The sequence below is a fragment of the Ferroplasma sp. Type II genome (assembly GCF_000496155.1).
In genome coordinates, this window is sequence record NZ_KI542698.1 from 13,097 (window position 1) to 38,979 (window position 25,883).

Annotated in this window: 24 protein-coding genes; 17 read left to right on the forward strand and 7 right to left on the reverse strand. The window is 38.1% G+C overall.

Annotated elements, in window-relative coordinates; translation table 11 throughout:
• Nucleotides 1-106: 106 nt before the first annotated feature.
• A complete protein-coding gene (locus tag AMDU4_RS03360) occupies nucleotides 107-454 on the reverse strand; it encodes a DUF488 domain-containing protein (RefSeq protein ID WP_021786577.1) in 348 nt (115 codons plus the stop codon).
• Nucleotides 455-555: 101 nt separating this feature from the next.
• Here AMDU4_RS03360 and AMDU4_RS03365 point away from each other — a divergent pair, with 101 nt between their 5' ends.
• The 3 genes from AMDU4_RS03365 to AMDU4_RS03375 all read left to right on the forward strand — a co-directional run bounded on the left by AMDU4_RS03365 (nucleotide 556) and on the right by AMDU4_RS03375 (nucleotide 6,422).
• Nucleotides 556-1,542 carry a M48 family metallopeptidase gene (locus AMDU4_RS03365; RefSeq protein ID WP_021786578.1) on the forward strand — a complete coding sequence of 329 codons (987 nt, stop codon included), beginning with the start codon at nucleotides 556-558 and terminating at the stop codon, nucleotides 1,540-1,542.
• A gap of 16 nt (nucleotides 1,543-1,558) precedes the next feature.
• Complete coding sequence (locus AMDU4_RS03370) at nucleotides 1,559-2,227, forward strand: ribosome biogenesis protein (protein WP_021786579.1); 669 nt, start codon at nucleotides 1,559-1,561, stop codon at nucleotides 2,225-2,227.
• A 64-nt stretch (nucleotides 2,228-2,291) separates the two neighbouring features.
• Nucleotides 2,292-6,422: a thermopsin family protease gene (locus AMDU4_RS03375; protein WP_021786580.1), complete on the forward strand. Its 4,131-nt coding sequence runs from the start codon at nucleotides 2,292-2,294 to the stop codon at nucleotides 6,420-6,422.
• A gap of 252 nt (nucleotides 6,423-6,674) precedes the next feature.
• On the opposite strand, the gene AMDU4_RS03380 is transcribed toward AMDU4_RS03375, so the two are convergent.
• Nucleotides 6,675-8,249 carry an IS1634 family transposase gene (locus tag AMDU4_RS03380; RefSeq protein WP_021786581.1) on the reverse strand — a complete coding sequence of 525 codons (1,575 nt, stop codon included), beginning with the start codon at nucleotides 8,247-8,249 and terminating at the stop codon, nucleotides 6,675-6,677.
• Nucleotides 8,250-8,400: 151 nt separating this feature from the next.
• Here AMDU4_RS03380 and AMDU4_RS03385 point away from each other — a divergent pair, with 151 nt between their 5' ends.
• Nucleotides 8,401-9,177, forward strand: coding sequence for a DUF4352 domain-containing protein (locus AMDU4_RS03385; RefSeq protein WP_021786582.1), 777 nt, complete (start codon nucleotides 8,401-8,403; stop codon nucleotides 9,175-9,177).
• A 322-nt stretch (nucleotides 9,178-9,499) separates the two neighbouring features.
• Here AMDU4_RS03385 and AMDU4_RS03390 read toward each other — a convergent pair whose 3' ends face one another.
• Complete coding sequence (locus AMDU4_RS03390) at nucleotides 9,500-10,663, reverse strand: transposase (protein ID WP_021786583.1); 1,164 nt, start codon at nucleotides 10,661-10,663, stop codon at nucleotides 9,500-9,502.
• Nucleotides 10,664-10,929: 266 nt separating this feature from the next.
• Here AMDU4_RS03390 and AMDU4_RS03395 point away from each other — a divergent pair, with 266 nt between their 5' ends.
• The 6 genes from AMDU4_RS03395 to AMDU4_RS03420 all read left to right on the forward strand — a co-directional run bounded on the left by AMDU4_RS03395 (nucleotide 10,930) and on the right by AMDU4_RS03420 (nucleotide 16,798).
• Nucleotides 10,930-11,364, forward strand: a complete 435-nt coding sequence (locus AMDU4_RS03395) for a 30S ribosomal protein S15 (RefSeq protein WP_021786584.1) — start codon at nucleotides 10,930-10,932, stop codon at nucleotides 11,362-11,364.
• On the forward strand, nucleotides 11,361-12,692 hold the full coding sequence (locus AMDU4_RS03400; RefSeq protein ID WP_021786585.1) for a DHH family phosphoesterase: 1,332 nt from the start codon (nucleotides 11,361-11,363) through the stop codon (nucleotides 12,690-12,692). Before AMDU4_RS03395 ends, AMDU4_RS03400 begins: the two co-directional genes overlap by 4 nt.
• Nucleotides 12,693-12,795: 103 nt before the next feature.
• On the forward strand, nucleotides 12,796-13,899 hold the full coding sequence (locus AMDU4_RS03405) for an amidohydrolase (protein ID WP_021786586.1): 1,104 nt from the start codon (nucleotides 12,796-12,798) through the stop codon (nucleotides 13,897-13,899).
• Nucleotides 13,889-14,821, forward strand: a complete 933-nt coding sequence (locus tag AMDU4_RS03410) for an LD-carboxypeptidase (protein ID WP_021786587.1) — start codon at nucleotides 13,889-13,891, stop codon at nucleotides 14,819-14,821. The genes AMDU4_RS03405 and AMDU4_RS03410 overlap by 11 nt, the downstream gene beginning before the upstream one ends.
• Before the next feature lie 65 nt (nucleotides 14,822-14,886).
• Nucleotides 14,887-15,768 carry a hypothetical protein gene (locus AMDU4_RS03415; protein WP_021786588.1) on the forward strand — a complete coding sequence of 294 codons (882 nt, stop codon included), beginning with the start codon at nucleotides 14,887-14,889 and terminating at the stop codon, nucleotides 15,766-15,768.
• Between the two features lies 1 nt (nucleotide 15,769).
• Complete coding sequence (locus AMDU4_RS03420) at nucleotides 15,770-16,798, forward strand: methionine synthase (RefSeq protein ID WP_021786589.1); 1,029 nt, start codon at nucleotides 15,770-15,772, stop codon at nucleotides 16,796-16,798.
• Between the two features lie 9 nt (nucleotides 16,799-16,807).
• On the opposite strand, the gene AMDU4_RS03425 is transcribed toward AMDU4_RS03420, so the two are convergent.
• Complete coding sequence (locus tag AMDU4_RS03425) at nucleotides 16,808-17,446, reverse strand: hypothetical protein (RefSeq protein WP_021786590.1); 639 nt, start codon at nucleotides 17,444-17,446, stop codon at nucleotides 16,808-16,810.
• Nucleotides 17,447-17,520: 74 nt separating this feature from the next.
• On the reverse strand, nucleotides 17,521-20,145 hold the full coding sequence (locus AMDU4_RS03430; RefSeq protein WP_021786591.1) for a hypothetical protein: 2,625 nt from the start codon (nucleotides 20,143-20,145) through the stop codon (nucleotides 17,521-17,523).
• A 118-nt stretch (nucleotides 20,146-20,263) separates the two neighbouring features.
• Between AMDU4_RS03430 and AMDU4_RS03435 the strand changes: the two genes are divergently transcribed.
• Genes AMDU4_RS03435 through AMDU4_RS03455 form a run of 5 tightly spaced genes read left to right on the forward strand, consistent with a single transcriptional unit; the run spans nucleotide 20,264 to nucleotide 22,888 of the window.
• Nucleotides 20,264-20,812: a hypothetical protein gene (locus tag AMDU4_RS03435; RefSeq protein WP_021786592.1), complete on the forward strand. Its 549-nt coding sequence runs from the start codon at nucleotides 20,264-20,266 to the stop codon at nucleotides 20,810-20,812.
• A 27-nt stretch (nucleotides 20,813-20,839) separates the two neighbouring features.
• Nucleotides 20,840-21,256: a UbiX family flavin prenyltransferase gene (locus AMDU4_RS03440; RefSeq protein WP_021786593.1), complete on the forward strand. Its 417-nt coding sequence runs from the start codon at nucleotides 20,840-20,842 to the stop codon at nucleotides 21,254-21,256.
• Nucleotides 21,222-21,395, forward strand: coding sequence for a hypothetical protein (locus AMDU4_RS03445; protein WP_342765600.1), 174 nt, complete (start codon nucleotides 21,222-21,224; stop codon nucleotides 21,393-21,395). Before AMDU4_RS03440 ends, AMDU4_RS03445 begins: the two co-directional genes overlap by 35 nt.
• Entirely contained in the window at nucleotides 21,388-21,834 is a 447-nt protein-coding gene (locus AMDU4_RS03450; protein WP_021786594.1) for a Mut7-C RNAse domain-containing protein, read from the forward strand. The genes AMDU4_RS03445 and AMDU4_RS03450 overlap by 8 nt, the downstream gene beginning before the upstream one ends.
• 13 nt (nucleotides 21,835-21,847) lie before the next feature.
• Nucleotides 21,848-22,888, forward strand: coding sequence for a pelota family protein (locus tag AMDU4_RS03455; RefSeq protein ID WP_021786595.1), 1,041 nt, complete (start codon nucleotides 21,848-21,850; stop codon nucleotides 22,886-22,888).
• Here AMDU4_RS03455 and AMDU4_RS03460 read toward each other — a convergent pair.
• The gene (locus AMDU4_RS03460) at nucleotides 22,885-23,247 is read right to left on the reverse strand and encodes a Mov34/MPN/PAD-1 family protein (RefSeq protein ID WP_021786596.1); all 363 of its coding nucleotides are present in this window, start codon (nucleotides 23,245-23,247) and stop codon (nucleotides 22,885-22,887) included. The genes AMDU4_RS03455 and AMDU4_RS03460 overlap by 4 nt on opposite strands.
• Entirely contained in the window at nucleotides 23,234-24,049 is an 816-nt protein-coding gene (locus AMDU4_RS03465; RefSeq protein WP_021786597.1) for an NAD(+) kinase, read from the reverse strand. Before AMDU4_RS03465 ends, AMDU4_RS03460 begins: the two co-directional genes overlap by 14 nt.
• 182 nt (nucleotides 24,050-24,231) lie before the next feature.
• On the opposite strand from AMDU4_RS03465, the gene AMDU4_RS03470 reads away from it, so the two are divergent.
• Entirely contained in the window at nucleotides 24,232-24,798 is a 567-nt protein-coding gene (locus AMDU4_RS03470; RefSeq protein WP_021786598.1) for a hypothetical protein, read from the forward strand.
• A gap of 105 nt (nucleotides 24,799-24,903) precedes the next feature.
• A complete protein-coding gene (locus AMDU4_RS03475) occupies nucleotides 24,904-25,755 on the forward strand; it encodes a sulfite exporter TauE/SafE family protein (protein WP_021786599.1) in 852 nt (283 codons plus the stop codon).
• Nucleotides 25,756-25,883: the final 128 nt, after the last annotated feature.

The window sequence follows — 25,883 nt, forward strand, 5'->3', positions numbered from 1 at the left end:
GTATGTCAGGTATCTCTAAGTGGTATGATTTTATATGCAGAATAATGGAAATCCATGGAAAAGTCGGAAAGATAAAATGTAAGATTGTGAATTGAACTTTATTTTCCTATTTGATGCCATATATTATATCTTTCAGTGCAACAGCGTTGTTGTGTTCAACATTCCGGGATGAATACACAAACGTAATATTATTATTTTCTTTCATCAGGGTCTTAATTCTCTCTATTCCTGCATTTCCTGTTAATTCCAGGTAATATCTCCTCACAAATTCTTCCCATTTTTCATCTTCATGGTTAAACCATTTTCTAAGTTCTGGGGATGGAGCAACATCCTTTAGCCACAGATCTATATGTGCTCTTTCCCTGGAAATTCCTCTGGGCCATAATCTTTCTACCAGAATCCTGAACCCGTCATCTTTATCTGGCTTTTCATAAATGCGTTTTACGGTTATCATCTCTCAACTACTGTATATAATGATAAGCTTATAAATTTGATATGGGATTGTTAAGAAACTAATTGCAATATATTAAATAAAAGTTTTAATTGAGTATATATATGACTCCTGCCGATAAAAAACAGGTATTGCAAAAATCTGCAGTATTATCAAACGCGTCACTGATACTTATATTCCTTATATATATAATTCTCTCAGAAATTCCATTCACAGTATATTCACTGGTTATCATGGTTGGCATAATTATAGGAAATAGCCTTCTTTTCATGCATTTCAAGAATATAATGAGGGACCAGGAATCGGATGAAAACATATTCGAGTATATTTCCGACGACCTTAGCTGGAGATACGTAACATATCTATCCATATTTTTCCTTGTAATGTTAATTGCCCAGGGTTACATAAAAGCCGTGAATGCCTATTCTGATCTTATCATATTAAACGCATTTATAATATTTATATGGGCCGTTTCAGCCAATAGCCCCATGGTAAACATACTGGTTAGAAAATCGGAAAAACTTCAGGATATTTATATTAATAATGAAGCAGCCGATCTTTCCGTTGAAATGGGCATAAAAGAGCCAGAAATATACATAATAAATACGAATGGAAGAATAGCCAATGCCTTTGAGGTGAATAAGAAGGAGTCATATGTATTCTTAACAAGTTACCTGATGTCAATACTGGATCATGATGAAATAGTAGGTGTGCTTGCCCATGAGCTTTCACATATAAAGCTAAGGCACAACAAAAAAACCATATTCGTTAATTTCATAGTATTTATTTTCATGCTTAACCTTATATCACTGTCATTTACCTCAACAAACCCGTCATTCTTTTATATGGCACCTGTATTTTTTATAGTACTCATTCTATTTATCATGATTGTTTTACCAGCTATTAAACGGCACAACGAAGTAGAGGCGGATTTAAATGCAGTTAAATATGTAAATAAAGACTATCTTATAGATGGCTTAAGGCGTATATCAGAAACAGATAAAATTCCAGAAAATGTTATGCGATCATTGAGCCTGGACCATCCTTCCACGGAGAAAAGGATACGGCTCATAGAAAATAGTAAATCCTGAATTGTTATACAAGTCTATGCTCAGGTTGATTATAGCAGATGCTGAACTTCAGACCGTTCCAGAGAACATGGCCAGGGATCGGGCAATAAGAAATATTGCAGAGAAAAATCACAAAAAACCTACGGAAATGCTACTTGATTCAAATTATATGCATACTACCATTGATAAATACTTCCCTGGGGAATCCAATAGAAGGGGAAGGCCGGATATAATATATATTTTTCTGGAAGTGGCAATGGAATCCATATTAAACAAAAACAAGATGCTTGATGTTTATGTCCATACAAGGGGGAACTATATAATTCATATAAACAGTGAAACTAAACTTCCACGATCATATAATCGATTCCAGGGGCTCATTGAGGATCTTTTCAAAAAGCGTTCTATAAATTACAATGGAAATGAACTTCTTTCAATGAGGGAAGGCGCTATAATACCTTTCCTTAAAAACCTTGATGGAAAAACTGTGGCGCTTTCTCCAGAGGGCACCAGTTCTTCCCTATCGACCATAATAAATCAGGATAATCTTAATGTTATAATAGGCGGTTTCTCACAGGGAGATTATATATCGGATATATATGGAAATTTTCCTGCATATAAAATATTCAACGAGGAACTGACAATATGGTCTGTGGGCATGGAAGTCATATCCCAGTATGAACGTTATGCATCTCTATTAGGTTAAAGAAACTATATACTTCACAAATTCTCTATAGAAAAATTTATAAGCAGGTATATTATCCTTTTTTATGGTAAATATATCGAAGAAATTCATAGTAATTTTGGTAGTGATGATAGCCGTGTCCGGTTTTTCCTTTGCAGTTGTATTTGGTCAGCAGGGAAATTTTTCCAGTACAGCGGTACAGGGCAAAAGTGTTCCAGGTATTGCAGGGAGTTCATCTAATACAAAAACAACTTCAGTTCCTTCCCAGTTCAGTAAATATCAGAATTCTTTCAACTCCTCTGTATCTAAGTTGCTTGGGAAAGATGGAGTAAATGGAAAAAATTTGACGTCCAGGTCGTCGTATTTCCTGAATTCTACGGGTAACAGTAGCATTATAAATCATTTGTTTATTCCAAACAAACATGCTGCTAACTTTTACAAAATGGTAAACAATACAGTGACACCACTCTATAGCAGTGCTCCAGCTCCAAATGGGATAGGCGACTTTGGTGTTAAGAATGTTAGTGGAAATTTGGTAGGTTATAATTATAACACAAGCAGCTTCGAGGGTACTGTTTCCCTAAACAGTCTCAGCCCGCTCTACCTCTTGAATGATGCACCACATACTGTTACTATACAATTAAACACTGTTCTTAACAACGTAACTCTTTTTGGAAAATCTGATTACAGTTTTTGGACACAGAATGTGATAGTATATTCTGCAAGAACACATACACTTTCCTTAGAGGATAATCTATGGAACTTTTCTAGCCCAGCAGCCTACCTTACGAGCAATGCTATTTATAATTCCACAGGAAATGTTTTACCGTACAGTGGTGTTCATATTGCACTTGGTCCAAACTTTACAATTAATCAGCCTTTCACTGTTCATTTATATCTTAATTCCACATTATTACACAATCGTAATGTTGTTTACTTCAACTATTCAATTCCACAGATTTCAATGAGTGGAACTTACGATCGTGTGACATTTAATTCAACGTATGGAATGCCATCATCCTATAAGACACCACAGGCAAACTTCCTCGTAAGTGGTACACATGTAACGCCTACAGGTTACCTTCTGTATGATGCTGAGCTTATGATAGGTGGTCCTGGCGGCGGAAGCACAACGGATATTTATGGGATTAACGGCAGTATGTCTCTTAAATACATGAATTCAACATCCGGTAATTATCAAAATGTGCCTTCTGCATATAATTTTGGAACCGACACAGGAGAGACATCTTCTGGTGTTTCGATTTACTGGAAAACGAATGATGTTGCGTATCTAAATGCGGGTCCGAGTATACTTAGAGGTATGTGGGGGATACAGAATGACCCGGGAGCTATCACGGTTTCTGGTTCTATAGCGCCTTCCAACGGCTTCCTATTTATAAATTCAGGAAACGCTGTCAATAATACTACCACCCAGTGGTCACCAGTTCCACAAAACGGTAAGTTTATCTATTATCTGTCTCCGGGAGATTATGCAGGTCAGGTTTTGGCCAGCGATTACCAACCCATGTATAATATCTTAGTATCCGACCATTCAGGTGGCTCGTCTGTAGGTCTGGGGTCGATTGATCTAGTCCACAACGTTTCGTATGGGGGATATACACCACTGTTTGCATTCAATAATGCACAGCTCCTAAATATTACCATTTCGGGAAAAGGAACGTCGGCATCGCCATATATACTCATTAATCAAAATGTGTCAATTGATCCTGTCTTTGGTCAGCTAAACGACTTCGGCTTCCCTGTTTTTCCAGGAGTATTCCTTAAAGGGACAACCGATTATGTATCAACATTAGGTGAACAGCAGGCAATAACTGACAATTCTGTCTACGGAACGTTCATTGGTTATAATACCATGCCATACTTCATCTACAACTCCCAGAATGTATCAGTACTTGCTATGGATATTTCTGGTACACTTTATCCTTCTATGTATGGCTTTATAGCGGGAGAACTAACTTTCTGGAATTCCTCGAATGACATTATTTCGGAATCTTGCTTCATTAATACCTATGTCGGCATTGCATTCAATTCCAGTATGGATATAACAGCAATACATAACAAGTTTATTTCTACAGATGTTTATTCCGCATATGGAAATGCTAACATAGCCAATAATATTTTTTATGATGGTTCAGGTATAGTGGATTATTATAGCAACGACAGTCTGGTTGGTAACTTCTTTTATCAAAGCAGCGCCGATTTATCTTATTTTGCCCATACGTACATGCGTGGGAATACATTCTTCGGTGGTTCATATTTAGAGGGTCTAAATTCTAGCTTAACGGGAGATTATGACCAGTTCAACAGCAGTGATATTATGCTCCTTAACTCAACTTTATACTTATCCAGTACAGGCATTGGAAACTCCTATGTAGTCTTGGCTGACAGTATATCCTATTTAAGCAATTCAACAGTTAATGAGTCTGAAGTCGCATCTTTCCACGGGACCACCCACCTTAACACAACAGTCATTTATAATTCATTCTTAGGATCGCTTGGCGCAAATGTATCCTTAAACTCTGATTCCACCTGGTACTCATTTTACGAATCTTTGTCTTCCAACTGGTCTATTTTGTCTACACACGAAATCGACCCGTCGTACATTGCTGAGATGGGAAACATTAGTTTCAAAGATTCAAGCGAAAATGGAATATGGTACGAAGCCTTAGAATCCAATACAAGTGTGGTCTCTTCAACTATTTCTGTTGGTCCATATTCTGTTGGTCCATATTCTGTATATACTCAATCACCTTATCCGTGGTTTATGATGACATTCTATGGTTCTAATAACTTCAAACATGACAATGTGACAACAAAAAATTTCACCATGAATAAGACATATTACACATACTACAGCACTGTTCTACCAAATTTAAACAGCTTAGTTTTCAATGAAGGAACAAATGTTGTTGATGGAACAAATATATCGACTATGAACGGAAACCAGGCAAGTAACCTGATACTCGAGTATGGAACAAACAACATTATAAACAACGCATTCACATCCAATAACGTAAGCCTTAACGGAAACTTGTACGGCGCAGGGAGTTCGCTAATTGTATATGGTGGTGTGAATGTAATATCACACAACACATTTATTACAATAAATTCTCCAGCTGCAAGTTCACTCCTCAAGTATGGGGATGCTTCCAGTGGGCAGAGCACCTTCCTGTATAGTGTTACCTTTAAAGAATCTGGCCTTCCATCCGGAACACAGTGGACATTAGACTTTAACGGAACGAATTATTCTACTTCAAAGAGTTCATATAGCTTGCTCGTTTCCCCAGGGAATTATTCTTACTCTGCATCCTCTCCCGGCTTCGTCGCAGTAAACGGTAAAGTATCTGTTGTTTCATCATCGGTTTCAGTTAGCATTCCTTTCGTGGCTGAACAAAAATATCTTGTAACATTTACGGAGAAGGGTCTGCCCCTTGGTACCTCATGGACAGTTAATCTAAACGGAAAAAACATGAGCTCTAATGGCAATTCTGTTTCATTTATGATGTACAATGGAACCTTCGACTACACTATCATGCAGGTATCAGGGTATCATTCTTCCCCTACAACTGGCAGCGTCACCGTTAACGGCAGCAATGTAAATGAATCCGTATCATGGTATCCTGTTAACTACACTGTAACGTTTTCGGAAACTGGTCTATCCCCTGGAACGATTTGGGGCCTTTCGGTTAATGGCGTAGTGCATACATCTTCAACAAACAACATAACTTTAAGCCTCCCAAACGGCACTTACTCCTACTCACTGACAACTGTATCGGGATATACTCCACATGCTTACACCGGGTCCTTTACCATAAATAGTTCTTCCACTACGATTAACATAGCCTATACACCGAATACATACACAGTTGTATTTATTGAGACCGGCCTTCCAAGTGGTACGACATGGAATGTTACATTTAACGGTGTACTTAAGACTACAAACTCAACCTCTATTTCATTCACGAACGTTACCGACGGCACCTACAGTTATACCGTGGATTCGCACACAGGCTATTTTTACACTCACTCAGGCAGTGTCGCAGTATCCAACAGTGGGGCTTCGATTCCGTTGAGTTTTGTTAAATCTGTTACTCAGCCAAGTTCAGTTATTCCTATCGTTGCGGGGGTTGTAGCTGGTATTGCCGCTAGCATTGCAGGTTCGGTTGGAGTACTATTTTTTATTAAAAAACACTAAAAATATATATTTTTTTTAACCTTTTTCACTTTTTTAATTGCATTTATCAGTCTGTAACCAATTAAAATTTACATAGTATGTATATCTAATTTTTGTATTACCTTCTTGCATTTTCCTTATTTTTTGAGATTTATTACTCCCCACCGGTAGAGCGATTAATGGTTTGTTAAAACTTGAGTTCCGCATGACAAGCATTATCATTATTAGATGATGAACACCTGTTTTACAGTATTCTCGTAACATTGCAGATAATTATGTATGTGCACATTCACGGATCCTGGGATATGGAATCCCCAGGCTTTTAAGAATATCTGAAGCTTCTGTGCTCTCCGATGAGATATACACTTCTCTATTCTCTACTGTTACGGGAACAACATCCAGATAATTCAGGCTACTGCTTATGCTGTCAATTGTCCTGCCTGTAAGTTTTTCCATTATCCTTGATAGCAGAAGGGATAATACACATACGAACACATGTGCCCTGACCCTTTCAGATTTTCTGTGGTACACTGGCCTGATTTCAAGGAATGATTTGATGGTTCTGAATGATCTCTCAATCTCCCACTGTTCCTTGTATGCAGATACAACTTCATCTTCATTGAGATCGGTATTTGTTACTATTAGGAATCTTCCTGCAAGCTTCTTGAGTATCTCTATCCTCTTCTCATTCAGTGCTGTATTGTTCTCTGTGAACTTTACAAGTGATTTCAACTTTCCAAGGGATTTCTTCAGTTCCTTCTGATCTGTAATATCAGATATCTTCTTCTTTACAGTATCGATTTTATCATTCAGATCCTTAAGATCAAGTTCTTCCCTCTTCTTGTTGTATACCGCTATATATCTCCTCTTTTCAGCGAGTTTTCTCTGTTCCTCTGTTGAATCATCCTTCAGCACATCATTCACATCTATAGTTACCTTCTTTATGATCAGTCCATCCATCACATAACCATCAGAGAAATCCGTTTCCATGAGGATATTGCGGTATGGCTTGTCCCACCTGTATGCTGCCGTTATGTATTGATTCTGATCCAGGAGATCCAGTGATTTCGATCTTCCGAATGCCCTGTCTGCAATGAGTATCATGTTCTTTATTTGGAATTTTTCCTTCAATGCGGATATGGTGGATTCAAGTGTTTTTGGATCCACAGTATTGCCCTTCCATACCTCATGATAGATGGGTATGCCATCAGCCATCACAAGGCCTATTACAATCTGTTCCTTTCCCCTCTTCTTATCACGGGAATAGCCAAACAAAACAAGGTCATTGTCCTCTCTACCCTCAAAATATGATGATGTGAGATCATAGTGCACTACGGATGTGTCAGGCTTCAATGCCTGGAATATTTCAAGTTCTATGGAATCCTTCTTTTCCAGGAGTGAATCGAGTGATCTATATACACTGTCCTCACTTATGTGTGTTTCCCAGGGATAGTACACCCTTTTATCTATGTCTATGAAGTTAATGTCCGAGGATGGGTCAAACAGCCTGGAGATGATCATAAAGGATAATGTTTCTGCATAGGAATTAGCATGCTTTTCCAGTATTCCTAATATGCCATTCCTCTCCATAATTGTTCTTGCTGCATAGAATATTCCAAAAGACAGTGTTGGCTTTACATTCATATCATTTATGGAGAATTTCTTCATTGCCTCCCTGTATTCTTCCAGTATTTTCCTGTATCTTTCCCTGTCTTCATCAGACCTCACAGAACCTAGGTACTTCACAGTTATAGTTTTCTGCTTATGGTTCTCAACTACCCTTTCAGCTATGGAGGCATATTCCAGTACTGCTGATCCTCTCTTTACCTTTGTGAACCTCAGAAACATAAAGTAATATTACATGCCAGTATTTAAAAGTATGTGCATATAATGTGCACATATACGAAACAGGAAAGGGTATGGGAATACATATGAAATAACAGACTATCTCATGTGGAACTCAAGTTAAAATTTATATATCTATAACGAATCGGTTGTTATGGGAAAAAAGAAATATATTGCCATACTGTTAGTAATTGTAATTGTTATAGCTGCAATAGCCATAATAGATAGTAGTATACCGAAAAAAAGTCAGGTGAAAGTAAGTGTAAGTAAGGTCATCGAAGATCACGCAGATGAGGTATCTGCGGGTAAGGTGGCAGAGACGGCATATATTTTTGATGTATCAATAACCAATAAAGGGAGTGCTAAATTATCATTGAATCCCTGTGATTTTTGTATAGTAACATCTAACGGAACACTAGCCGCAGATACATCAGGATTCTTTTCTAATGTAACAAGCCAACTACATTCAAGTAGTCTGTCATCAGGTCAATCAGCCACTGGCCAAATATATGATGCATTTGCAGATAATGTTAAAATATCATCCATATATTATTCATATGATGGACAACATTATACTGCTGCATCAATACCAAATGTATCTCAGTGGATATCTTATATAGGTGATATTAATGTTCAAACAAATGATACGAATATAACAGCAACTTGTACCCCATCAATTGTCGGAAGTGGTTATAATTCTGGAACAGTTTTATCAGTTAATATATCAATTACAAATTACGAATTTGCAAGTAATGCTTCAATCACCGCATTGACTGTCCCCAATCAATATTTAACAAATTATATACATACAAAATTACCCACATCTATAGGTTATGACCAGAAAGCATATATAATACTAAATATAACTATGCCAGATAGTAGTCACTATTATAAAAATATAGATATTGATATAACTGCATCAAATCAGTAAAATATTTTACAAATATTAATTTATTAAGTCAATATAGTCAGTTACATAATTATTTTTAATCACCTTGTGTAATGATTTTGACCATAACACCATTATAGAAATAATCAGAGAATATCACCACAAGGATTCTGTGGAGAGAGCGCTTAAGTAAATCAAGGGCGTTCTTGATCGGAGACCTGTGAGGATATTGTTGATGTTCCATATGGAGGGGCATGTGAAGTTATGCTAACTTACCCATTCCAAACTGGAGAAGAAGGAAATATATAGATCGGCGAACCCTGATTTCTTGAGAACCGGTTATATGGCATCAATACTTTTGCATTTACACAGAAAACAATCTCCACTTGTAGTTCTTTTTGAGAATTAGAACCTCCTTTATTGCCCTTGAACATTCACCTATGGTTTTAACAAACTTACCAAATAATTTCTTTGATGCCTTAATTATCATTGAGAGGAGAGTATAGGCCGCTATGGTGATCCTCACGTGTATAAGTGACCCTTCACCATCACGAACCTGGCACCCTCCCATACCCAGATCCTTTGCATCATTATGAAATGTTTCTATTGACCATCGATGGTTCCATGCAGCCATAATATTATCTCCTTCAAGATTGTCAGAGACAAGGAATTTCTTTCTTCTGTTTTCCGGATTGTAAAGAATTACAAGATTAGCAGGTTTTCCGTTGGTAAGCCAGATATGGAATGAACGGTACAGTGGAAATTCCTTAAGTATTCCTGTACTGTTCTTGTATAACAGGAAAGTGAATTCAAGTATTTCATCCATTGTGTAGAACATATCCCTGTTCTTTTTTCCTATCTTTCCAAGATCCTGAAATGATGCCTTCCTGTTGGACCTCAGCTCTGTGGTATAACTCTCCCCAAGGAATGTGAAGCTTGAATACCATGAATCAACAACCTTTCCTGTTACATAGAAGTTTTCAGATGCAATGGCAAAGAGATTACCCATGATATCAAGCTTTGTCTTAAAATCTGTATTGTTTTCACCGCTGTCATTATCCTTTTTTAAGTACATCCTCGCAAGAAAGGGATAGAATTCATTGCTGTCAATATCATGAAGCATGGTAGTTACAGGCTGGTGTGCCAGAACATTATTTCCAGATGCATGGTCATAGAACCACCCAATGTTCTCCATGGCCTTAGCACCGGGATGTTCAAGAAGGGTATCGTCACCTATGAACTCAACACTGTGAGTACCGATCCTTGCCTTAAGGAATGCAATGTAATTCTCCTCAAGTGTTTCTGTATCAACAGCATGAATTGCCCTGTTCAATGTACTCTGGTCATATTCAGAGACAAGTGATGATATGTTGGAAATACTCTTTCTCCTTATCTCTGGAGGTATCATCATGCCCAGCAAATATTCCCTGAAGTGTTTCTGTACCTTTTTCTTCATGCCTGCTGTCATAAGATCGGAAAAATCACCGATAGTTTTAGTTATAGATGCTACAGAACCAACAGATGTCATACAATCATCTGACAAACATAGTAAAGTGGCTTAAATTCATTGTGTTTTAGGGTTGTTTTGCAAAAGTATTGTGGCATATCTGAAGATCAAAAGAACGGAATCAAATGGGAATCAATTGTTTCTCTGTCCGCAGTACAGAGGGGAATCATAGATGTAGTGGTCAAAAGGAAGTTAAAAGTTAGGTAATTAAATCACAATGCCTAAAATTTGCCAATGTCAAAAAACAAAAAGAATAAATTTATAATAATAATACACTATGGATTTCAATGGCACGAATGCATACAAGAAAAAGAGGAAAATCAGGATCCACGAGAATTGCAATGGCTGAAAAGCCCTCATGGATGCAGAATGATGATGAAATAAAAGAAGAGATTATAAAATTTAAGAAAGACGGGCTTTCAAATTCAATGATAGGGATAAGGCTTAGAGACCAGTACGCTGTACCGGGAGTAAGACCGGTCCTTCACCAGAAAATGGGAAAGATACTGGAAGCCAATGGAATAAAAGATGATATACCTGAAGATCTTGCTTTCCTTTTAAAAAGATACAAAAATGTGTCAAAACATCTCTTACTGAACAAGAAGGACATAAGCAATAAAAGGGGAAGCCAGCTCATAATGTCCAAGATCCTGCGCCTGATGAGATATTACAAGCGTACCGGAAGGCTGCCTTCCGACTGGTCCCTGAAAAGAGCCCTATGATTTATGATATTTTAGGGGAAGATCTCTATAATATTTTGCACGCGGCCACTGAAAAGGTCAAAAGTGAGAAATATATCAGGGTACTGGCACATTATGACGGTGATGGAGTAAGTTCATCCATAATACTTTTGAGAGTGCTGGAACGTCTCGATATTAAATATCACTTATCCTATATAAAAAATCTTGACAATGAGGGCTTCAGATCCCTGTACGAGGAGGAGTCTGATGTACTTAATATAATAGTTGATGCAGGGTCTTCTCAAATCCCGGCCATAGCTGACCACTCAAATTTTATTGTTCTGGACCATCATTTTTACAACAAAACTGAAAACTCAGGCATAAACATAAATGCCAGGGATTTTGGCATAAACGGAACGAGGGATGCCTGTGGAGCCACAATGGCATATATATTTGCACTTGCAGCAGATGAAAGCAATAAGGACCTTTTTCCATTTTTCATGGCTGGAGTCATGGCTGACAAGCAGGACATAGGTGGGCTTTCTGGATTAAATAAGGCTATTTATGATGAGTACAATTCCTATAAAACCCATCATACACTGAATCTCGAGGATACAATTTCCGATGCAATTACATATTCAATAGATCCTTTTTTTTATGGGCTAACAGGCCATCCGGAAGAGGTCAAAAAATTTCTGGAAAGTAGCGGCATAGATCCAGAAAAGAATGTTATAGATATAAATACTGATGAAAATAAAACCCTGGGAAACAGGCTTGCATTGAAAATGCTGGAAAACAATGTCGGATCAGATGCTATAAAATATCTTGAGGGTGACGTTCTTTATTTTGATGATATAGGTTTTTCATCCAAGGAACTGAATTCAATAATAGATGGCAATGCCAGAATTGAGATGCAATCATTGCCTGTCCAGTATTTTCTCGGCGACAACAGTGTTGGAAATGATATGGTTGCAAATGTCAAGATATTTAAGACTAAGCTCATAGATTATATATACAGGGCAAAAAGCGACCTGAAGGAGGAAAAATATCTGCGTTATTTCTACGCACCTGAATCAGAAATGGCAGGACCAATAGCTGGAGCCATAGCGCTTTACACTGTAAAGCCTGATAAGCCTGTAATAGGATTTAACACAGGTACTGAGGACATAAAAATCTCATCCAGAGGATCAAGATATTCCGTAAACAGGGGATTAAATCTTTCAGAGGTAATGAAAGCAGCATGTGCTGCTGCAGGGGGATCGGGAGGCGGGCACGATATTGCAGCCGGTGGTGTGATACCTAAGGGCAGAGAGAAGCAATTTCTTGAGACTGCAAATGATGTAATCAAATCCCAGATTAAAATCATTTAAATTCAGTTAAAAATATTAACCCATTATGGATAAGGAATTATGGGTATAGATTCTATCATAAGGCAATATAAAAATTCAATTTTATCCATATCCGAAAAAATTTATGGTTACGCTGAACTTGGAAGCCAGGGAATATAAATCCTCAAAATTAATTATGGACGAACTGCAAAAGGAGGGTTTTATCATAATAAATCCCTATATGGATATGGACACCGCATTCAGGGCTGAATATGGTGTTGGAACACCGGTTGTTGGAATACTTGTGGAATACGACGCCTTACCCAACGGGCATTCCTGCGGGCATAATCTTATATCTGCATGGGCCTATGGAACAGCCATGGTGGTAAAGTCCCTTCTTTCATCAGGGAAAATAGTGGTTTTCGGGACACCATCAGAGGAAGGGATAGGGCCATATGCAGGAAGCAAGGCCAGGATGGCTGCATCCAATGCATTCAAGGACATTGATTTTGTAATCGGCATGCATCCCGATGACCGCTGGGCAGTGGGTTCAAAGGCACTGGCAGATTCAGAAATGGAATTTATATTTCACGGAAAATCTGCACACATGGCTGCATCACCATGTTACGGCATTAATGCACTGGATGCACTTGTAACATCATATTCTGCCATTAACAATATGCGCGACTGGGCCAGAAGTGACAGGAACATTGTAGTAGGCATGGTTATAAGGGATGGAGGAAAAGCATCAAACGTAGTTCCAGACCGAGCCGCCATGGAGGTTGACCTCAGATCAAACAGTTCAATTTTTCTTAAGAAGTTTGTTGGGAAAATCAAAAAACTGGTGAACGGTATTTCAGAGGGTTACGGTACCACACTTGAAATAAAAGATTTAATGCCAGTCTATACAGAATACAGGGCAAACCATGCAATAGACAGAATACTTTATGAAGAACTGGCAGGAATAGGAATTAATCCTGTAAACATAGATGAACTTGATGAACCTCCAAATGGGAGCACAGATGAAGCCAATGTAAGCCTTGTAGTTCCCACCGGCCATATAGACATGAAAATTGGCACGGGGCTTCCGGGGCATTCCGACCAGTTCAGGGAGGCTGCAGACCCGCACAGAGCCGGTGAAAATCTGATGTTGGCAATACATGCAGCCTCTTCAGCTATACTGCATCTTATGGAGGACAGAAAATCTCTTAATGAGATAAAAACGGAGTTTGATGAATATGACCAGTAGAGTTAAGCCACCGAAGCTGAATCCAGGCGATGAGATAAGGGTTATTGCACCTGCAAGCGCACCTGATATGATAAAACTTTCCAGAGGAATTTCAAAGCTCAAAAAATTGGGCTATAAGGTTACTGTTGGGAAAAATATAAAGAAACTTAATCAGAGGAACGACCTTGCGGCCCCTGCAAAAGACCGGGCAGAGGAATTAATGACTGCATTTCGTGATGACAATGTCAAGGCCATATTCTGTGCCAGGGGAGGCTACGGAAGCATCCATATCCTCTCACTTCTTGATTATGAGGCCATAAGGGAAAACCCGAAGATATTCATGGGGTACAGTGATATTACAGCGCTACATCTTGCAATAAACAGGAATTCAAATTTGATCACCTTTCATGGCCCAATGGTGGCATCTGATGTGGATGACATAGCTAAGCCATCCTTTAAGGAATTTCTTGGAATACTATCTGGCAAATCAGAAGAAATTAACATATACCATGACCGGCTGATAAAATATATTATACCGGGAAAAACAGAGGGTTACTCAATGGGAACAAATATTTCACTTGTGGCATCCCTGCTGGGTACCAATTATATACCGGAAACTGCAAACAGGATATTCTTCATTGAAGATACCGACGTGACATCAGGAGATATTGACCGTTACTTCTTCAGCATGAAGCTGGCACATATTGTTGAGCAGTTCAACGGATTTGTATTTGGTGATTTCAAGGCTATATTCGACAAGGAGGAGCCAATGCCATCAATAGAGGATGTTGTACAGAAGTTCATGAATGAGATAAATAAACCATCACTGTACGGTGCACCCTTCGGGCACGGTGAGGAACAGATGGTGCTTCCATTGAATGCCATGATAAGTATAAGCGATGAGGAACCCTATATGGAACTGAAGGAAAATGTGGTTGATTAAACCATTATTACTGAAAATCATATATTTAACAAAAATGTTTTATTAATATCGGAATATCAGCCCCTATGCAGGTAGAAAAACTAGTTTATGGAATTTACCCTAAAACCAACGAGTTAAGGCTGCACATTGGCAGGTGGGAGAAAGGTATGCTCCCGGATGCCTCACTCAGCGAAAATATAGAGTCAGAGAAAGCACTGTTTTACGATTTATTGAGCGAAAGGTCCATACATCATACAGACCCCCTATTCAACTGGTATGACATACTCAGGCCCATATCGCTCATAGTGGACGGCATTGAACTTGGCCCACTTACAAGGTTTAAGGAAACCAACAGTTTCTATAGAATGCCACTGGTAGGTGATATAACAGGCATATCCGTTGATCCCAAGAATTTTTCACCACTAAATGAAAACCCCCCATTGCCATTATATATTAACAGTGGAGAATATTTTAATGCTTTTCTTCCGTCTCCAGTGTCATTCTTTAAGATGTCAAGAAGCAGTATACCCTACAGTGAGTTTCAGGAGAAAATTGAAAATATTTACACTGGCATACTAAAGGAATTCGGTCTCAAATCCCTGGTTCTCTATGATCCGATTCCCTATGAAAAAACAGATGTACTTGATATTAGCCCAATGAAGGATTTCAAAATAAAACTGATTACGACCGGAAAACTTTACAGTGGCAATGTAAATGGAAATCCATATTCCATAATAGTGGATTACAGTGCAGAAAATTTCAAAATTTCATCAGAAAAATCGAAGGTACCCGGTGTAAAGCTTGTTGATGGCTACAACACCAGAATGGAGACTCTTTCGGATATAAATGGAAAAATAGAATCACTTGATGCTGACAGGATAATAGTGAGCCATAGCGAATATTTTGATTTTCTGCCAAGGATTATTGCAGACAGAAAACTGGATCTTATGTCAAATATAGGTGAGTAAAATGGGCAAATATTTAATATCGCAGGAAATAGGAAGTTTCAGGAAGCCTAAATACCTTAGCACAGTATTCCATAAGATATATGGAACAGAGGAATATTACAGACTTTCTGAAAAAGCCACAGATGAGACAATAGAACTATTAAGTCACGCCGGATTAGACAACATAGGCGTAGGAGGGGAGATGTTCAGGTGGGAAATGTACGAGCACCAGGCCAACAGAATCGACGGCATAAAATTCTATGGCCCGGTAAGGTCATTTGACAACAGGTATTACAAGAAGGGAAGTATAGTAGATGACCTTTCCATTAAGGAATCGTTTCACTCTGATGAACTGGAATATCTACTTTCAAAGGATTATGATAATATAAAAATCCCGGTGACCGGGCCATATACCATGATGGACTGGTCTTTCAATGAACATTATAGAGACAGATATGATACCGCAATGGCATTTGCTTCACTGTTGAACGGGGAAATAAAAACACTGAAAAGGTTATGGGACTCAAAGTATCCTGGAAGGAAACTGGAAATACAGCTTGATGAACCTGCTACTACCACTCACCCGGATGAGATGGATATGGTTGTGGATTCACTTAATAAATCTGTTGAAGGCATAGATAACTGTGAATTTACAATACACGTGTGCTATAGCACTGATTACCGGCTTCTTTACGATGTCATGAACGACATAAAAATAGACGGGCTCAATCTTGAATTTGCCAACAGGGATAAACTGGAGCCTGGCACCTCTGATTCAGCAAGGCGTGGATATGAAGATCTTAAATATTTCCAGCAGCTGAATACCCGGAAGAAATTCATTGGCCTGGGTGTAACCGATGTCCATATAGACTATATTGAGCCGGTTCAATTAATAAAGGACAGGATAAATTATACACTGAACATAATGCCTCCTGATCTTGTTAGGGTTAATCCTGACTGTGGACTCAGGACAAGGTCAATAGAAATTGGATACGAAAAATTGAAAAATATGGATATAGCAAGGAAAGAAATACTTAAGGAAATAAAATAATTTTATTAATTAATATTTAAAATATTCTTCTTCATAATCTTCATTTTTTAATGCTTTTTTCCTCTTTTTCCTTCTCATGAAGAACAGGATTATAAATACTATGTAGCTTAATATACCCACCAGGATTAAAATGTTTATCAGGTAAGAAATCAGGGTATAGTGAACTGAAACCTCGTTGGAGGAAATGAAAGACCCGTTAGGAGAATATGTATCCACCATTACATAATATGTTCTACCCAGTGTTAAACCCGGAAGGAATGCAAAATCAGTGCCTCTGGCTGTTATAACCGCTGTATGTGCATTGAGCATCAATGAATTGGTTGAATAGGCTACAACATATTCCCCAAAGTTGCTTGATGGATATTTATCCCATGATACAAAGGCATAGTAGAATCCAAGTGGAAGTGTATATGTAATTTTGAAGTTTATAAGAACCACTGAGACACTTTCAGGGCTCATGTAAACTATATTGCTCCCGTGAGAAATGCTTGTGGTATTATTCTGGTAAAGGTATTCATGGAATGTTGCTGTGGTTGTTCCATTCAAAAACAGGATAAATTGGCCTGACTGGTTTGTATAGCCAATGGTCTGTCCTCCTGACGTTATATTCACATTGCTAAGCCCATAGCTGTACTGTATATTTTCCACAGTGCCGGTTACTTCAGTGAGGCTGTTATTTTTTGGATACAGGAGAACATAAATATATTTACTGGCACCTGGGATTATATTAAATTTTTGTTGTATGTATTATACCCAGGATCGGTTACATTTATATCTGTTGAATTAGGTGTAATGGAAAGGTAATGGTATCCCCCATCATTTTGAGTTTCCGTGCCATTCATTTTCACAGTTGCATTTCCGTTTGAAACAAAAACATCTACCATGACCTTCTCTGGAACAAGGGACATGGATGTGATGCTTTTTGCACTGGCATATGCCCTGTAATATCCGGATGAACTAATAGACGCATTGTTATTTTTTGAAAGCTCATAAACCGTTCTTGTTCCTGAACTGGATGTATAATGGAAGTAATGGTCTAGGAGCAGGTTATAGTGTGGGGAATAATAGGATGGGCTAGAATTTACAGTTACTGATACGGATACTATATCTGGAATATTTATTGTCCTTGAGATAGTTTTTCCATTATATGTGGTAGATACCGTGTATGTACCACCAGAAAGTTCGTCTGGATTCGTTGCTGAACTACCATCTACACTATAGGTTGCAGTTGCCCCGTTGCTGAGGCTGAATGTAACTGTTGATTTAGCACCAAAGTCTATGGAATAAAGAATGTGAACAGGTCCAGCTGTTCCATTGATTTCCTGGTTTATTTCCTTCCCCTTTGAGGCAATCAACATTTTATCTGAAGAATTGTATTTAAGTGTGATGTTGCTATAACCATTTCCCATATTATCGTATCCTGAGCTATATATTCCAGTGTAAGCTATAGGCCCGCTCTGGTTTTCTATTGCAATGTTGCTGTATTTCCCCTGGGGGATGTTTACAAAGTTTATTTTTGCATTGTCCTGCTGTGCACCAACTGCTGCGTGATAATTTCCGGCAAATGCCAGCGGTATATATAGAGTTTTGACTGTTACATTATTTATATTCAGAGTTTTTACTGTTGCATTATTTACAGTGAAAGATACTTCACTTCCGGAAATCTTCACACCGAGGTAAGCCGATGCTGATCCTGGAATAATACCCTCAGTCCGGATTCCATTCTCGTAAATACTGAATTTATAATAATATCCGGTAGAATTTGCAAGTATACCGAATTTTATATAATTATCCTGGTTTTCATAGAATCCCAGATAATAAAATGTGCTCCCGTTGAACTGTTCAACGCTATTGCCGGGGACATTGATATTAGCAGAGATGCTGGTTGCATATGAGGTATTATTGAATGTTGCAACAGTGCCATAACCATTCATTACCAGGCCCGTATCATTTATCAGGTTGCTGACAAGTGGAGTCCCAAGACCTGTTACAGGGTTCCATCCCGGTCCTGCACTATACCCAAAGTTCTGGCCAGAGGTGATCTGTGTGAATGCATTGCTATAATATTTTGTCTCTGAAATCTTATAGAATAACGGATTAACAAGTCCCAGAGATCTATTGAAATACTGGTCCATTGTAGCTATTATGCCTGCCCACATTGGTGTGGCAATGCTGGTTCCTCCCAGGGTGGACTTTTGCCCATCCACAATAACGAGTACGCCAGTATTCGGATTTGCATCCAGCGACACATCAGGCACTCCCCTCTGTGTTCCTGTATAATTGGGTGCCGCTTGATAGTAGGGTGTGCTGAAATAGGATGAGAATCCACCTCCGCTTGCCTCTACCTTGCCACTGACCATATTTCCCCATGCAGTCTGTGTAAACCCGCTGCTGGTCTGTCTCAGCGTTGTTCCCCCAACGCCCAGGACATAGGGATCAGATGCGGGGAAATTTACAGAGAGGTGGGCTGTCCCGTCATCGGCACCTGAATCACCGGAGGCGCCAACCACTGTAATATTATTCTCAGCTGCCTGTTTATATATACTATTCAGATCGGATAGAGCCGAAGTGGAAAGTTGGCTTTCTGCCTGTCCCCAGCTCAGGGAAATAATATTCCCAAGTTTATGTGTGACGGCATAGGCTACGGAATCAAGCAACCTGGACCCGCTACCCGGTGATAACACAAGGTTTATTTTTGCCCCAGGAGCCATGGCATGTGCCCATTCAACATCTATGGCTGTTTCTGAAGCCCACTGGGAATTTGTGGACGTTATGGCACCCTCAGGCGTCGTTACGGTAAGATTTATAGGGGGAAGTCCAGTTAGATTATCAAAGGCGCTCACATCGTAGCCCAGTGTTGGGTCGCCATAGGCATCCACCAAAACTATTGTGGTATTGTTGCCATAGTACCCCTTACTGTGTATATAATTCATGTCATAGGCACTGTAAATGTTTGACGGCGTGTATGGACTGGCCTGATAAGCAGGGTTCTGCACATATGGAATAAAATCATTGGAACTATTGAATGTAAAATACTTTATGCCGAAGTTACTTTTCAACTGACTGAAAATATAAGATATTTCACCCTTGTTCTGCGAATCATTGACGTTTATCAGATTTCCATAATAATTATAATGGATTCCTGTTGAATTGAGATCATTGCTTACATATGGCTGAAGAGCAGAGGGGACATATGCCATTAAGGTTTGCGATGTTCCATTTTTATTATCTGTTTTGTTTACCTGGCTTACCACGGGTTTTTCTCCCATACCAATAATCGCAAGTGATGATATGATAAGTATAAAAATCAATGTAACCGTAAATATTTTTTTCCCAGGGCCTTTCATATATTTCTTGAAATAAATCTTTACTTAAAAAGTTAATGACACTATTTTAGTTAAAATATTGCTGATTTTAAACTCAACTAAGAAAAAGATTTTAAACCTAAATTAATATACAGGATAAATGAAAAAATACATGCCGGCAATCATAGTTATACTTTCGCTTGTTATGATCATGGCTCCATTTGCCTCATCAGCTTCCACGCCAACATTACCGCCAGCACCCTCTTCTATACCTTCCATTACATACTACCACAATGGGACAAAGGAATCGGTAACCGCTTCAAACTGGGTATCGTTTTTTACTGATGTAATCGATAATAGAACCTATGTCAAGTACGATTTTAATTTATCCACCCAATATCTAATAGTATACGATCTTAGCTACACTGGAATGAATCCATATGGCCTGCAATTTATACAGGCTCTATCCACTATAGGCTCCCCAACTCTGAAGAATATGACTCAGGCCTTCAATGTCACCGAGAATGAACACTCACAGGTTAAGGGATATACAAACATAGAGGCATTAGATGCTGGGGCATATCCCGGGTTTTCGTTTTCAAAGCCTGTGGTAAAACCCATTTCCACACAATATATGTATGTGGGGATAATTGCGGCAATAATTGCTGGAATGATAGCACTGTATTTCGTGTTTAACAGGAAAAAATAATATCTGATTAATCAATATTTAAATTATATGAAAAAAATAGTTGTGGGAATAACAGGAGCATCCGGGACAGTACTTGCAGTAAAATTCCTGGAGAATATAAAGGATGCGGAAGTACATCTGGTGATGTCTGATAGTGCCAGAAAGGTAATGGAGTTAGAAACAGAATATTCCCCTGAATATATAAAAAGCCTTGCAGATTATTATTATGAGGATTCTGATATAGCGGCAAGGATAAGTTCCGGAAGTTTCATTTTTGATACATTTGTTGTGATTCCATGCTCATCATCAACACTGGCAAAAATTGCAGCAGGAATATCGGATACGCTCATAACACGGGTGGCTACTGTAGCCATGAAAGAGAGAACGGAGAATTATAGTGGTTCCACGGGAAATGCCATTCAGCACCATAATGCTGGAGAATATGCTGAAACTTTCAATGAATAACGTGATAGTATCACCTGCGGTTCCCGGATACTATGCCAGGCCGTCAAGTATGGAAGACCTGCTGAACTTTGTCATAGCCAGGGTGCTTGATCTTTCAGGAATAAAAAATGATATATCCCCACGGTGGAAAGATGCCTAAATTTATGGCAGACCATATGCTGGGAAGGACCTGCAGATGGATGAGGATAATGGGTTATGACACACAGTATCCAAAATGCAACAGTGATAACGATATACTGAAAAAATGCATGAGAGAAGACCTCGTATTGCTGACGCGGGACTATGAGTTCTATAAAAGATACCCGAAATCTGTTTTCCTTAACAGCCCTGATTTTAAAGCACAGTTAAAGCAAATAACAGAAATGTTCCCACCAGACCCTGACCTGTTTTTCACAAGATGCCCTGAATGCAATGCAATACTCCGTGTTGTTGAAACAAAAACAATGGGCGAAGGATTTGACCTGGTAAAATCCAGGTTCGAAACTGTAAAGCAGTGCCCGGAATGCGGAAAATATTACTGGGAAGGATCACATTATTATAGAATACGGGATGAAATAAATGAATTAATAAAAGGCTAAGTTTTTTAATTCAATGTTAAATAAACTACCAGTGAAAATCATAGAAGATGACCCAAAGGATTCAAAAATAATTCTTAAGATAAATACCATAGATGATTTATGGTATCTGAAAAATATACTGGATCATGATGACCAGATTATAACATCGGTATTCCGGCGCCAGGAGCAGAATGCTGACCTAAACCGTTCAAAATCAACAGAAAGAAAGAAAATAACAGTAAAGCTGAGGATAGAAAAGGTTGATTTCCTTCCCTATACAGATAATCTGAAAATACTGGGTGAGATAATAGAGGGGGAAAACTCAGGGAGCCATCAATCCGTAATGGTCAGTGTGGACGATGAAATCACCATTATAAAGAATCTGGGCAGCGAAGAACGTAATCTTCTGCATGAGGCTGTGGAAAATTATTATAACAATAACATAGTTTTTGTGTCCCTGGATGACGAATCGTGTACCATAGCTCTTCTGAAATCATATGGGCTTCAGGAGATAGCCGACATATCATCCAGGAAATCAGGAAAAGATTATGGTTCCACTGGTGAGGAAACAGGTTACTATAGTGAAATAATTAATGCCCTGAAGAATATCAGGAATCAGCCATCAATTATTATACTTGGCCCAGGATTTGAGCATACAAAATTATATGGAAAAATCAGAAACGATCCGTTTTTTAATACTATGATTGTATACGATTTTCCAGAAACTGACAATGGAAAGCGTGGAATATATGAATTTATGGCGGAGAAAAAATCCGGTGACATACTAAAAGATGCCAGGCTGGCCGCCGATGAAAAATTAATAAATAGCTTTCTTAAAAATTTGAACACAACTGGATTGAGCATATACGGATACGAAGAACTTGTGAAATATGCAAAAATGAACATGGTAGAGGACATTCTGATTTCTGAGTCAAAGTTTAAGGATCCAAAAACCAGAGACCTCCTTAATGAAATAACAGGAATAAATGTCCATGTTATAAGCGATTATACTGAATCTGGAGAAATAATTAAAAAATTTGGGGGTTACTGCGGAATACTACGTTATAAATATTAAAGGATTTCCAGTTTTAATGGGTCTCCGTTTCTTGTATATGCAGAGAAATTGTTTAAATTGTATGGATACCCCACTATTATATGGACAGGGCCTGTATTGGAAAACATATGCAGATCAGCATCAGATGGATGTGTGTTGCCGGAGGGGTGGGAATGTACAGATCCAACATATGTAAAATCTATGGGAATAGAATACATGGGAAATATTACATGCACATTGCCGTTTATTGTTCCGGGCAAGAGTGCTATCTCATATATTATATTATGTTCTGCCCTGAGAAACGCCCCAAATTCATTGGGGTAGGAATCCTTAGAAGCTTCCATTATCATTTTCAATGTTCTTTCCCTAATTGACCACATCTTTTATCAATTTCTCCCTTAACCTGTCATAAAACGAATTTTTAAGTTCTATGAATGTCAGTTTTTCATCCGAAACCCGTATGTCTATGCGGTCATTTTCACTCACTACTGCTTCTTTTTGCCCATCTATTATTGCAAGAGAGCTGAATTTTCCTATAACCTTTATAGTTATCTTGGTGTTGTCCGGGCACACTATGGGCCGGAGCCTTGAACCAAAAGGTGCGATGTATGATATAACCATCGCCTTTAATGAAGGTATGAGTATTGGGCCTCCCGCACTGTAGGAATATGATGTGGAACCTATTGGTGTTGCGATAATAACGCCATCTGCACTGGTGTTTTCCATAAAACGGTCGTTAATGTAAACACTAAATTTCCTTATCTTTGATATTCTTGCAGTATGTATAACCACATCATTAATCCCCTTTCCAAATAACTGGTCGTTTATATAGACGTTTAATTTCATCACATCATATGTTTTATAATTTCCTTTAATCAAATTATATACAGATTCCTCTATATTGCCTATTTCAACCTCTGAGAGGAATCCCAATCCACCCACATTTATTCCCAGTATTTTTCCTCTGGAAAGCTGGGCTGTTTTAAGTATGGTGCCATCACCGCCAATTACAATTATTATATCTGCGTCAATATCCTTGAAATTAATCCCATCCCTGTTTAATGCCCTTGCAAGTTTATCCTCAAGCAATAATTCCCAGGATGCTGGAATCAGTTCTATTATACGTTTTGCAATTCTTATGCATGAATGGCAGTTGATTCTAGCTATGATTCCTATTCTCATTTATACACCGATACCCTCATCTATTATATAGCATTTAATTAATTTTATGTTTATTTTTATAAAAATGTTTAATATTAACTAATTTATATTTATTATATAATTCACACATATGAATCATAGCATGGTATATATGTTATTATTTTCAATAGCAATGAATTTATACAGGAATATAATGATGATTTATGACTAAAATCTCGGATTCAGTAAAAGTAATAGTAAGCAATAATCTTATTTATTCTATGGCAATCTCAAGCGGTTTATGCAATTACACCAAAATAGCGGAAAATATAAGAGACAAAGTAGAGGCCATGACAGGAAAAAATGTTAAATTTAATACCATTGTAAAGGTGCTGGCCAATATGAAATCTGAAAAGCCAGAGTATACAGATGATCTGGAAATACTTAAAAAGTCATCTCTCACAATCGAATATGAATACAGCATACTTTATTTTGACGATATCAAAAAAATTCCGGAAAATTCTATACTCGTCATGAAGGAGTCAAATATTTACGTATGCATAGCAAAGACGGGAAACCAGGAGAGCAAGATCGCACTGATAAAAATAATACTGCCAAAGCAGTCATCGTTCACTCCCGGGCTCACACTTCTCATAACCGATTATCTTATGACATACGGGATTAAATTTACAAATATATACAGGCTTGACACTGAAATCTGGATAATAATAGATAATTCCAATGCCGGAAAGGCATTATACCATCTGAGCAACCTGTTGCATGAAAATTAATAATTCACAAATATGGATTTTAATGTTAATTTTCCACAAATTTGAATATTATTATATCCCTGTGAATAATATATTTATACCCATTTGCAATACTGATTTGATATAATGATAGATATAACTTTAATTGAGTATATTCTTGCAATTATTTCTGGAGTTGCAGTGGGATTTAGCCTGGGGCTTATAGGGGGCGGCGGCTCAATTCTTGCCGTTCCTCTTTTTATATATTTTGTTGGAATACATCATCCACACCTTGCAATAGGAACTACAGCATTGGCTGTTGGAATAACGGCATATATTAATTTTGTACAGCATCTGAGAAAGAAAAATGCAAATGTCAAACTTGGCGGTGTATTTGCATTAGTAGGTATAATAGGCGTACTTATAGGTTCTACAATAGGCCTTATAATAAAGGGTGGTGAACTCCTGTTCTTCTTCTCTTTGCTTATGATCATCATCGGCATTTACATGTATATAAGCAAATGCAGGGCTGTCCCCAATGAAGATTGCAAACAGCTGGCAAAACAGACCAGGTACAGTAAAGTATCCGGATACTCCTTGATGGTAGGATTTGCATCTGGATTTTTCGGCATAGGTGGTGGATTCCTTATAGTTCCCGGACTTTTAGCATCATCAAAAATAAAAATAGGAATGGCAATAGGCACATCACTTCTTGCTGTTGGAACATTTGGCGTTGTAACTGCTATTAGGTATGCAATAGTTGCTCCTGGACTGCAATACATAGGGAGTGGAATTATAGGAGATGTGCTTTTCCTGGTTGCAATAGTATATGTAATAGGCGGAATATTTGGAGGATATCTTGGAACAAAATTGTCTGTAAATCTTGGCACCAAAAAGGGGGAATTAAGAAAGGTATTTTCCATTATAATCATACTGGTCGGTATATATGTTGCATATGAATCATATCCAGCATTGCTTCATATGTTATTTATATTATAATTTTGTTAAAAAAATTATTTTTAATCCGAAAGGCTTTCCATTAAAATAGTAAATCTTTTTTCAAGTCTCTGGAGCACATAGCTTAAAACATCTGCAGCTTTCAATGACCCATCGGTTTCAAATTTGAA